This is a genomic window from Streptomyces sp. URMC 123 (assembly GCF_051386515.1).
GTDB lineage: Bacteria > Actinomycetota > Actinomycetes > Streptomycetales > Streptomycetaceae > Streptomyces.
In genome coordinates this window covers 1-10195 of the sequence record NZ_JBPQTV010000234.1, presented here as the reverse complement: position 1 = coordinate 10195, position 10195 = coordinate 1, and the positions used below count along the sequence as shown (strand labels likewise).

General features: G+C 75.5%; 7 protein-coding genes and 1 pseudogene. 6 read left to right on the top strand and 2 right to left on the bottom strand.

Translation table 11 applies throughout. The annotated features are described in order from the left end of the window. A partial coding sequence (locus tag ACSNOD_RS22880) for a winged helix-turn-helix domain-containing protein (protein ID WP_436768898.1) occupies nt 1-309 on the top strand: 309 nt, incomplete at its 5' end. 143 nt (nt 310-452) lie between these two features. Here the strand turns inward: ACSNOD_RS22880 and ACSNOD_RS22875 are convergent. Beyond that, nucleotides 453-899, bottom strand: a complete 447-nt coding sequence (locus ACSNOD_RS22875) for a hypothetical protein (protein WP_436768897.1) — start codon at nt 897-899, stop codon at nt 453-455. Between the two features lie 249 nt (nt 900-1148). Here ACSNOD_RS22875 and ACSNOD_RS22870 point away from each other — a divergent pair, with 249 nt between their 5' ends. The 5 genes from ACSNOD_RS22870 (at nt 1149) to ACSNOD_RS22850 (ending at nt 7122) form a co-directional block, all read left to right on the top strand. Next, nucleotides 1149-1796, top strand: coding sequence for a TetR/AcrR family transcriptional regulator (locus tag ACSNOD_RS22870; RefSeq protein WP_436768896.1), 648 nt, complete (start codon nt 1149-1151; stop codon nt 1794-1796). A gap of 83 nt (nt 1797-1879) precedes the next feature. After that, a complete protein-coding gene (locus ACSNOD_RS22865) occupies nt 1880-2611 on the top strand; it encodes an ABC transporter ATP-binding protein (RefSeq protein ID WP_436768895.1) in 732 nt (243 codons plus the stop codon). Between the two features lie 6 nt (nt 2612-2617). Next, nucleotides 2618-4975 (top strand): FtsX-like permease family protein, encoded by a 2358-nt coding sequence (locus ACSNOD_RS22860; protein ID WP_436768894.1) that lies wholly within the window; start codon nt 2618-2620, stop codon nt 4973-4975. Nucleotides 4976-5098: 123 nt separating this feature from the next. Then, nucleotides 5099-6217: an ATP-binding cassette domain-containing protein gene (locus ACSNOD_RS22855; RefSeq protein WP_436768893.1), complete on the top strand. Its 1119-nt coding sequence runs from the start codon at nt 5099-5101 to the stop codon at nt 6215-6217. Continuing rightward, nucleotides 6214-7122 (top strand): ABC transporter permease, encoded by a 909-nt coding sequence (locus ACSNOD_RS22850; RefSeq protein ID WP_436768892.1) that lies wholly within the window; start codon nt 6214-6216, stop codon nt 7120-7122. Before ACSNOD_RS22855 ends, ACSNOD_RS22850 begins: the two co-directional genes overlap by 4 nt. Nucleotides 7123-7173: 51 nt before the next feature. Here the strand turns inward: ACSNOD_RS22850 and ACSNOD_RS22845 are convergent. After that, nucleotides 7174-10195 (bottom strand): annotated as a pseudogene (locus tag ACSNOD_RS22845) (hypothetical protein); the annotation flags it as partial.

Sequence of the window (10195 nt, the reverse complement as noted above, 5' to 3'; positions counted from 1 at the left end):
GGGCGGGCGCATCCGGGGCGGCCGGTGGCCCAGGGGCCGCTGCGCATCGACCCCGGCCGGCGCGAGGTGCGCCTGGGCGACCGCCGGATCGACCTCACGCGCAAGGAGTTCGACCTGCTGTATCTGTTGGCGTCCCACCCGGAAACGGTGATTCCGCGGGCCCAGGTGATGGCCCGGGTGTGGGAGGACGGCGGGACGGGCGGCGGCCGTACGGTCGACACGCACGTCAGCAGCCTGCGCGGCAAGCTGGGCGCGAAGTCGTGGGTCGTGACGGTGCGGGGGGTCGGCTTCCGGCTCGGGCACGGGTAGGGGCCCTCTTCGGCGTGGCCGGGGGGGGCTCGGTCCCTGGGGGCTCGGGCCCTCCGGCCGGGACGCGGACAGGGAACAGCGGTGCGGGCCCCGGCCGTCGGCCGGGACCCGCGGTGTGCCGCGCGCCGAGGGGGCGCGCCGGGTCAGGGGCGCCAGGTGGCGGGGACGGGGCTGCACTGGAGGGCGGCCCCGGCGCCGAGGAGGGCGACCTCGGTGCTGTCCACGGTGCGGTTCATCACGGAGGGACCGCACAGCATGGGCGCCACGGCGCTCTCCTGCTCCCGCAGCTCGCGCCAGGTGGTGTCCCGGTCGAGGTGGTGCGGCGGCCGGCAGCCGAGGTTGGCCAGGCCGTGGAAGAGGGTGCCCCGGGTGCAGAGCTTGATCTCTTTTCCGTCGGTGGCGTACTCGAAGGGGGCGGGGCCCTCGCGGTCCTGTCCGGCCGCGGCCGGGGCGGCGGTCGCGGCGGTGGGCGTGGTGGCGGCCGGGGTGGTCGCCGCGGCGGCCGTGCCCGTCGTGGTCAGTAAGGCGGCGAGCGAGCCGAGGGCGAGTGCCGCGGTCCCCCACAGGGTGTGGACAGTGCGCTGGCGCATGGGTTCCGGGTTCCTCTTCCGATGCGGTGAACAGATACGTACATGTGCCAACGATCGGATGATCGGGAGGCAACGACCGGGCCGAGCGCTCTTTTTCCGTCACGGGGTTGACCGGGGTGGTCACGCGGCGTGACAATTGGACGGACGCCCAAGGCGACTGCCCAGGGCGGTCGCCCGGGGTGAGCGGCCCCCGGGCGCGCCGGTGCCCCTTGCCGAGTCGGCACCCCGGACGACGGGAGAGCGACGGACATGACCCCCACCTCCGCGGAGCGCGGCCGCGAGACCCGGGCCCGGCTGCTGGACGCCGCGGCCCAGCTCATCGCCGAGCACGGCTGGGGCGGTGTCACCACCCGCAAGGTCGCCGAACGGGCCGCGCTGCGCCCGGGGCTGGTGCACTATCACTTCGCCTCGATCGACGACCTGCTGATCGAGGCGGCCCTCGACTGCGCGCGGCGCGAGATCAGCGGCGTCGTCGGGCTGCTCGCCGAGGCGCCGGACGGCCCCACCGGGCTGGAGCGCGCCCTCCAGGCCCTGACCGGGTACGGCGCGCAGGACCCGGAGACGGTGGTCTTCAGCGAGATGCTGCTGGCGGCCACCCGGCACGAGCGGCTGCGGGTGGAGCTGGCCGGGCTGCTGCGCGACTGCCGCTCCGCCGTGGCCGACTGGCTCTGGGAGAGCGCCGGGGTCGCGGACCCCGAGCCCACGGCGGCGGTGCTGCTCGCGGTGATCGACGGCCTGATGCTCCACCGGCTGATCGACCCGTCGCTCACCGCCCTCCCGGTGGCCGCACCGCTGCGCCGGCTGGGCGGCCTGGCGGGCTTCGGCGGGCTGGACGACGTGGGCAGGACGGAGCACCCGGGGGTCACGGAGGCGGAAGGGGGTGCGGCCAGGCTCTGACCGGCGGCAGCGCCGCCAGGGAGTGTCTTCATCCCGCCCGGACACCCATCGGCCGCCCGCGGACGGTCCCGGAGGAGGGTTCCATGACGACCACGACCACGACCAAGGCGCGCGGCGGGTTCTCGCTGCGCGATGTGACCAAGACGTACGGTACGGGCGAGGCCACGGTGCACGCCCTGCGCGGTGTGGATCTGGAGGTTCCGCCGGGCGAGCTGGTGGTGGTCCTGGGCCCCAGCGGCTCCGGCAAGACCACCCTGCTCAATGTCCTCGGCGGCATCGAGAGCGCGGACGGCGGACGGATCAGCGCGGCGGGCGAGGAGCTGACCGGGCGGGCCCCCGCCCGGCTCGCCGGCTTCCGCCGGGACCACGTCGGCTTCGTCTTCCAGTTCTTCAACCTCATCCCCACGCTCACCGCCCGGGAGAACGTGGAGCTGATCGTCGAACTCACCGGGCGGGGCACCCGGGAGCGGGTCCCCGAGTTGCTGGAGGCGGTGGGCCTCAGTGACCGCGCCGACCACTTCCCGGCCCAGCTCTCCGGCGGCCAGCAGCAGCGCGTGGCGATCGCCCGGGCCCTGGTCACCGACCCCGATCTCGTCCTGGCCGACGAGCCGACCGGCGCCCTGGACACCCGCACCGGCCGGACCATCCTCGACCTGCTCCAGCGGGCCGCCCGCGAGGGGCGCACGGTGCTGATGGTGACGCACAACGCCTCGGTCGCCGACATGGCCGACCGGGTCGTCACCATGCACGACGGTCGCGTGGAGTCCGTGGACCGCAACGAGCGGCCCGTCGACGCCGCCGATGTGAGCTGGTGACGCGCCGTGCAGCGCATCCTCCTCGCCAAGACGCGGCGCGAACTGCGCCGCCGGCTCGCCCAGTTCGGCGCCATCGCCGTCACCGTCATGCTCGGCGTGCTGCTCTTCGTGGCCAGCCATGACGCCTATCGCAACCTCGGTGCCTCCTACGACCGCACCTACGCCCGGCTGAACTTCGCCGATGTCACGGCCACCGGCGGGGCCACCGAGACGGTCGCCGCGGCCGTCGAGCGGGCCGCCGGCGTCGCCGGCGTCACCCGGCGCACCCAGGCCGACGTGCCGGTGACCATCGGGGACGACAAGCTGATGGGCCGGGTCGTCGGCCTGCCCCCGGAAGGCCGGCCGGCCGTCGACCGCGTGGACGTCACCTCCGGGCGGCCGCTGGACCCGGAGGACCCCGGCGGTGTCCTCGTCGAGCGGCACGCGGCGAAGACCTTCGGACTGACCCCGGGGGAGCGCTTCCGGGCCTTCGACGGCGAGGCGTTCCGGGAGCTGACCGTCCGCGGCGTCGTCGACTCGCCCGAGTATCTGTGGCCCGCCCGCAGCCGCCAGGACGTGCTGATCGACCCGCACTCCTTCGCGGTGTTCTTCGCCCCCGAGCCCACCGCGCGGGCCCTCGCCGGCGGCAAGGGCCCCAACCAGACGCTGGTCGCGCTCACCCCGGCCGCCCGGGAGGCCGGCGCGGTGGACCGGATCGTCGAACGGCTGCGGAGCGCCGGCGCCGTCGAGGTCGAGCGCCGGGCCGACCAGGCCTCGCACGCCACCCTCCAGCAGGACCTCAAGGGCTTCTCCGGGATCGCCGTCGCCTTCCCCGCCCTCTTCCTGGGCGCCGCGGCGGTCGGCGCCTATGTGCTGATCACCCGGCTGGTGCTGGCCGAGCGCAAGGTGATCGGCACCCTGCTGGCCGCCGGCAGCCGGCGCGGTCACGTGGTCCGCCACTATCTGGGCTACGGCGTGATCACCGGCGTCGTGGGCGCGGCCCTCGGCGTGGCCCTGGGCGCGCTCGCCACCTCGGCCGTCACCCACGCCTACACCTCGGCGCTGGGCATCCCCGACACCGTGGTGCGCAACCAGCCGGCGACCCTTCTGCTGGGCCTGGCCTTCGGGGCGGTCGTCGGGCTGCTGGCCGCCGCCGCGCCGGCGATCGGCGCGGCCCGGGTGGCCCCCGCCGAGGCCATGCGCGGCGAGGGCGCCCGGCTCCCCCGGCCGGGGCCCTGGGGGTGGGCCGTGGCACGGGCCCACTGGCTGCCGGTCACCTGGCGGATGGCGCTGCGCGATCTCACCCGCAGCCGGCGCCGCACCCTGGCCACCATGACCGGCACCGTGCTCGCCCTCGTCCTGGTGCTCACCTCCACCGGCATGATCACCACGATGCGGTCGATGCTGGACCTCCAGTACGACCGCATCCAGCGGGAGGACGCCACGGTGACGGTCGATCCGCGCGTCCGGGACGTCGAGCGGACGCTGCGGGGGACCGAGGGGGTGGCCGCGGTGGAGCCCGTGACCACCGCGCGGGTCGTGGCCGCCCGGGGCGACCACGCCTACCCCAGCACGCTCAGCGGACTGCGGGCCGACACCGCCATGCACCGCTTCCGCACTCCCGAGGGGACCTGGCGCACCCTGCCGGAGGACGGCATCCTCGCCGGATCGGCGCTCGCCGAACGGCTGCGCATGAGCGTCGGCCAGACCCTCACCGTCGCCGCGCCGGGCGGCGGCCCCCGCGAGGTCCGGCTGGCCGGGCTGCTGGACGAGCCGGTGGGCACCGAGCTCTACGGCACGGAGGAGACCGTGCGGGCGGCGATCGGCGGCTCCACCAACACCTACCTGCTCCGCTTCCGGGACGGTGTCGGCGCGGCGGAACGGGACGAGCTCCGCTCCGTCGTCACCCGGCTGGAGGGGGTGGTGGCCTACACCGACGAGCGGGCCCTGCGCGATCAGATCGACGAGTATCTGAACCTCTTCTGGATCTTCGTCGGGGTGATGCTGGTCCTCGGCGGGCTGCTGGCCTTCACCGTCATCTTCGTGACCATGACGGTGAACGTGGCGGAGCGCACCACCGAGCTCGCCACGCTGCGCGCCTCGGGCGTGCGGCTGCGGCGGGTGGCCGGGGCGCTGGCGGCGGAGAACCTCACGGCGACGGTGCTGGCCGCGCCGGTGGGACTGGTGGCCGGCGGCTTCGCCGCCTGGGGCTTCCTGCGCCTCTTCGACAACGACCTGTTCTCCCTCGATCTGACCTTCGGCTGGGCGGCGCCGCTGGCCGCGGCCGTGGCGGTGCTGGTCGCGGCCGCGCTCTCCCAGGTGCCGGCCGTGCGGATGGTGGGCCGCATGGACATCGCCCGGGTCGTACGGGAGCGGGCGCAGTAGGGGGCGGCCTCGCGGCCGGAGCCGGGCCGCCGCCAGACGCGATCCAGCGGCGGCCAGATCGGATCTCGCGCCTCTCCCACGACCGCCGACAGCGGGCGGAGGAGAAGAGCGAGAGGACGGCACATGAGCACAGGCCCCACCGAACCGGCGATCGAGACCGCGGGACTGGTCAAGGTCTTCGGTGCGCAACGCGCGGTGGACGGCGTCGATCTCACGGTGCCCAGGGGCACCGTCTACGGGGTGCTGGGGCCCAACGGCGCCGGCAAGACGACCACGGTCAGGATGCTGGCCACCCTGCTGCGGCCGGACGGCGGGCGGGCCCGGGTCTTCGGCCACGACGTGGTGCGCGAGCCGGAGGCCGTACGGGCCAGGGTGAGCCTCACCGGCCAGTACGCCTCGGTGGACGAGGACCTGACCGGCGCGGAGAACCTCGTGCTGCTCGCGCGGCTGCTCGGCCACCGGCGGCCGGCCGCCCGGCGGCGGGCGGAGGAGCTGCTGGCGGCGTTCGGCCTCGCCGAGGCCGCCGGCCGCCAGGCGAAGAACTACTCCGGTGGCATGCGCCGCCGCCTCGACATCGCCGCGAGCCTCATCGCCACCCCGGACCTGCTCTTCCTGGACGAGCCGACCACCGGGCTCGACCCGCGCAGCCGCAACCAGGTCTGGGACATCGTGCGCACCATCGTCGACCAGGGCACCACGGTGCTGCTCACCACGCAGTACCTCGACGAGGCCGACCGGCTCGCCTCGCGCATCGCGGTCATCGACCACGGGAGGGTCATCGCGGAGGGCACCAAGGGGGAGTTGAAGGCATCGGTCGGCGCGGGCAGCGTGCGGTTGCGGCTGCGCCACGCCGAACAGCGGGCGGAGGCCGAGCGGGTGCTCGCGCGGGAGCTGGCCGCTCCGGTGGCGCGGGACGCCGACCCCGTCGTGCTCATGGCCCGGCTGCCGGACCGGGGCACGGAGACCGGGGCGGCGGAGCTGACCGCCCGGGCGCTGGCCCGGCTGGCCGCCGCGGGCATCACCGTGGACGACTTCTCCCTCGGCCAGCCCAGCCTCGACGAGGTGTTCCTCGCCCTCACCGACCGCCCGGCCGACCGTACGACCAGTGGTGGCGCGGGCACCGACCGTGCGACCAGTGGTGGCGCGGGCACCGGCCGTAGGACCGCCGACAGCAGCAGGGACGGCGATCGGCCGGCCACCGCACGTACCCCCCTCGACCAGCAGCAGGAGAGCGCCGTATGACCACCGCGACCGGAACCCAGGCCGGCCCCGGGCAGCAGACCGACACCGGGGCGACGGGCCCCGGCGGCGGCCGGGACGAGGCCCTGCCGCCCGTGGCGGCCGAGCGGCTGGCCGCCGTCCTCGGCCCCGGCTCCGCCGCCCGCCCGAGTCCGCCCGGCGCGCTGAGCGCCTCCCTCGCCTTCGGCTGGCGGACCATGCTCAAGATCAAGCACGTCCCCGAGCAGCTCTTCGACGTCACCGCGTTCCCGATCATGATGACGTTGATGTTCACCTATCTGTTCGGTGGCGCGCTCGCCGGATCGACGGAGCGGTACCTCCAGTTCCTGCTGCCCGGCATCATGGTGATGAGCGTGGTGATGACCACGATGTACACGGGCGTGGCGGTCAACACCGATATCGCCAAGGGCGTGTTCGACCGCTTCCGCACGCTGCCGGTCTGGCGGCCGGCCGCGATGGTCGGCTATCTCCTCGGCGATCTGCTGCGCTATGTGCTGGCCGCGACGACCATCATGGCCGTCGGCCTGGTCATGGGCTTCCGGCCCGGGGGCGGGGTCACGGGAGTGCTGGCGGGCGTGGGGCTGCTGGTGGCGTTCTCCTTCGCCTTCTCCTGGCTGTGGACGATGTTCGGACTCCTGCTGCGCAGCGAGAAGTCCGTGATGGGCGTGAGCATGATGGTGCTCTTCCCGCTGACGTTCCTCAGCAATGTGTTCGTCAGCCCGGCGACCATGCCGGGATGGCTCCGCGCGGTCGTGGACCACAGCCCGATCACCCACCTCGTGGCGGCGATCCGCTCCCTGATGGCGGGCGCGGCGGACGGCGGGGAGATCGGCTGGGTGGCGATCTGGGGCGCGGCGTTCATCCTGGTGTGCGCCCCGCTCACGATGCGGCTCTACAACCGGAAGTGAGCCGGTGGGGCGGGGCTGGCGGCGCGGTGGCTTCGGAGGCCCGGCGCGGGCTCAGAGGGACCAGGGCGGGCGGGGGCCGACGGGGTGGTAGCCGCAGGAGGACCCCGTCGAGACGCTCGCGCGCAGGTGCGCGGCCAGTTCCGGGTGCCGGGTCTCCAGCCGGCGCAGCGCGTCGCGAATCCGCGCGGTCACCGTCTTGCGGGCCCGCTCCGCCTCGTCCCCCAGCCGCCGGCTCCGCCCACCGAGGCCCGTGGCGGCCCGCAGCTCCCGCAGCAGGGCCGCCCGCTCCCGGTCGTACGCCGCGGCCCGCTCGTCGTCACCGCCCGCCGCGGCGCGGTCGATCTCCTCGTCGAGCGACTCCAGCCGACGGCGGTAGCGGGCCTTGGCCTCGTCGTCGAGCACGGGGTCGCCTCCGGCGGACCGGGCGGCGACCACGGTGTCGCCTCCGGCGGGGTCGAGCAGCCGGACGGCCGGCACGTCCGTGCCGGGCCGCGACAGCAGCACGCGCAGATCGCGCAGTCCCTTGGCGTCGGGCAGATGAACGGTGCGTCCGGCGTACGACAGCCGCCACACGTCACCTTCCCGCCGAAACACGGCCGCGTGTGCGTCCCCCGCGGGGCGTTCCGGTGCGGGGTCGTACGCCATGGTGCGGCCCGGCACGGGGCGTTCCTGCGCGGAGCGTTCGCCTGCGGCGTGCACGGGGCGTCCCTCCGAGGGGCTGGTTCCTGCGGGGTCTTTCCACGCAGGGCCTTCGCCTGCGGCGCGCTCCCAGACGGGGACATCCCCTGCGGGGTGCCCGGGCAGGAGCTTGTTCCCTGCGGGGCGTTCCGGTGCGGGGTCGTTCTCCATGGTCCGACCCGGCACGGGGCGCGCCCACGCGGAGGGTTCGTCTCCTGCGGGGCTGTCGTCCGTGGGGCCTTCCCCTGCGGGGCTGTGCGGCGCGGGGTGTTCTCCCACGGTGCGTCCCCGCGCCGGGCCTGCCCCAGCGGGGTGTTCCGGCATGGTGCCTTGCCGCGTGGGAGCTTCGCCAGCGAGGCGTCCGCGCAGGACGCTTGCCCCTGCGGGGCGTTCCTGCGCGGAGCGCTCGTCTCCTGCAGGGCCGTCGTCCGTGTCGCCTTCCCGTAGGGGGACCGCCCCGGCGGGGTGTTCCGGCGTGGGGCCTTGCCGCCTGGAGGCTTCGCCAGCGAGGCGTCCGCGCAGGACGCTTGCCCCTGCGGGGCGTTCCTGCGCGGAGCGCTCGTCTCCTGCGGGGCTGTCGGCCGTGGTGCCTTCCCGTAGGGGGGCCGCCGCAGCGGGGTGTTCCGGCGCGGTGCTTTCCCCAGCGGGGCTGTGCGGTGCGGGGTGTTCTCCGACGGTGCGTCCCCGCACCGGGCCTGCCCCAGCGGGGTGTTCCGGCGTGGGGCCTTGCCGCGTGGAGGCTTCGCCAGCGGGATGTTCGCGCAGGATGCTTGCCCCTGCGGGGCGCCCCTGCGCGGAGCGCTCGTCTCCTGCGGGGCTGTCGGCCATGGTGCCTTCCCGCAGGGGGGCCGCCCCAGCGGCATGTTCCGGCGCCATGTCCTCCCCCGCGGGGGCGTGCCACGCGGGGTTGTCTCCGGCGGCGCCTTCCCGCGCAGGGGCTGCCTCCGGCGTGGGGGCGTTCTCCGTGGTGCCGGCCCGTGCGGCGTGGCCCCGCACGGGCGTGGTCCCCGGCCGCGTCGGCCCCCCGGGCCCCCGCGTCGTGCGCAGTCGTTCGACGATGGGTGGGACATGCCGCATGGCCAGGGCCGCCGCGTCCCGTTCGACACCGTCGAGCAGCTCCGCGGCGGTCGTCGCGTCCCCCGGCGCGCCCCGGCGGATCAGGGCCTCCGCGAGGCCGGCGCGGGCCTCGACCGACCAGGGCCGCGCCCGCAGCCGGTCGGCGGAGTCACGTGCCGCGGTGAACCGCCCGACCGCGTCCGGCCAGCGCCCCTGCGCGAGGTCGAGCCGCGCCGTCCACAGGTCCACCGGGCCGCTGATGTCGCAGCCGTACAGCGCGACCAGCCACTGGCCGGCGTACGGGGTCAGCGCCGCACGGGCCCGCTCGCACAGGCCCGGGTCCCCGGTCGCCGCCGCCAACTGCGCCTGGAAGCGCAGCCACAGCGGCACGCAGACCCGGGGGAACCGCTCGTCGCGCGGGACCGGGCCCTGTCCGGTGCGGACGGTGCCCTCCGTGATCTCCGCGTGGTAGCGGAGGGCGGCCTCCGGCTCGCCGCGGTGCAGCGCGGCGATGGCGGCCATCAGGCCGGGGCACGGGTGGTCGTCGCCGATCGGCCCGGCCCCGGCGGGCCCGCCGCCGAGCTCCTCGTGGCGCCCCTGCGCCAGCCACAGCGACCAGCGCAACTGGCCCACCATCGAGGAGTGCCCGGCGTACTCGTACCGAGGGGGCATGGCGCAGAAGCGGTCGAGCAGTTCCTCGGCCTCGGCGTAGCGGCCCATCAGCGTCGCGACGATGCTCCGGTCGATCAGCGAGGCGAAGGCGACGCGGGGCAGCCCGTGGCGTTCCGCTCCGGCGAGGGCGGCCTCGTACTGGTCGAAGTAGCGGGGGTCGCCCAGCTCCAGCAGGGCCACCCAGCGGAAGGACGCGGCGAAGTGCTCCAGGTCGCCGTCGGCCGCGCGCCGGGCGATGCCGATCAACTCCTCGGTGAGGGCGACCCGTTCCTCGGCGGTGCCGAGGCCCCAGATGGCGTCGTGCCGGGCCCAGAGGCTGAAGCCGAGCGTCTCGTCGTCCCATTCCGTGCGCGCCAGTACGGCGGCGCGGGCGGCGAGTTCGCGGGCCAGCAGGTCCACCTCGGCCCGCCCCCGGGCCGGGGCCTCCGCCCGGTCATGCCCCGGCCCCGGTCCCCGCTCCGGCGGGCCGACGGGCGCGACCACCCTGCGGTGGGCCTCGGCGAGCAGCTCCGCCGTCAGCCGGCCCGGCGCGCCCTCCGCCTCCGAGCCATGGAGCCCGTAGAAGGTCAGGGCCACCTTGGTGAGCGTCTCGTCGTCGTCGAGCTCGCGCGCCAGGTCGGCGGCCGTCTCCAGCACGTGCCAGGCGCCGTCCGGGTCCCCGCCGTGG

Bases quoted from the DNA above. Each gene is read 5' to 3' on its own strand.
- ACSNOD_RS22875 (WP_436768897.1), bottom strand. From the start codon at position 899: ATGCGCCAGCGCACTGTCCACACCCTGTGGGGGACCGCGGCACTCGCC.
- ACSNOD_RS22870 (WP_436768896.1), top strand. From the start codon at position 1,149: ATGACCCCCACCTCCGCGGAGCGCGGCCGCGAGACCCGGGCCCGGCTG.
- ACSNOD_RS22865 (WP_436768895.1), top strand. From the start codon at position 1,880: ATGACGACCACGACCACGACCAAGGCGCGCGGCGGGTTCTCGCTGCGC.
- ACSNOD_RS22855 (WP_436768893.1), top strand. From the start codon at position 5,099: ATGAGCACAGGCCCCACCGAACCGGCGATCGAGACCGCGGGACTGGTC.
- ACSNOD_RS22850 (WP_436768892.1), top strand. From the start codon at position 6,214: ATGACCACCGCGACCGGAACCCAGGCCGGCCCCGGGCAGCAGACCGAC.